Origin of the sequence: Microbacterium sp. GbtcB4 (assembly GCF_019091465.1) — a bacterium.
In the GTDB taxonomy this organism is placed as follows: Bacteria; Actinomycetota; Actinomycetes; order Actinomycetales; family Microbacteriaceae; genus Microbacterium; species Microbacterium paraoxydans.
This window is the reverse complement of the sequence record NZ_JAGXJJ010000537.1, coordinates 1-237: the sequence shown is the minus strand read 5'-3', so window position 1 is coordinate 237 and position 237 is coordinate 1. Positions and strand designations below refer to the sequence as shown.

Annotated in this window: 1 pseudogene; it reads left to right on the top strand. The window is 70.5% G+C overall.

The annotated features are described in order from the left end of the window. Positions 1 to 237 (top strand): annotated as a pseudogene (locus tag KVS71_RS18745) (trehalose synthase); the annotation flags it as partial.

The following is a 237-nucleotide window of genomic DNA, read 5'->3' as shown; positions in this document are numbered from 1 at the left end:
GACCACCCGACGGCTGCCGCCGAAGCTGGAAGGCGATCCCCGGAGGATCCGGATGGCCTGCAGCCTTCACTTCACCCTCCCCGGGACGCCGGTGCAGTTCTACGGCGAGGAGATCGGGATGGGCGAGAACATCGCCATCGAGGGGCGGCTGGCCGTACGCACCCCGATGCAGTGGTCGGCGGATCGCAATGGCGGCTTCTCCGACGCCCGCCCCTCGCGACTGGTGGCGCCGCTTCC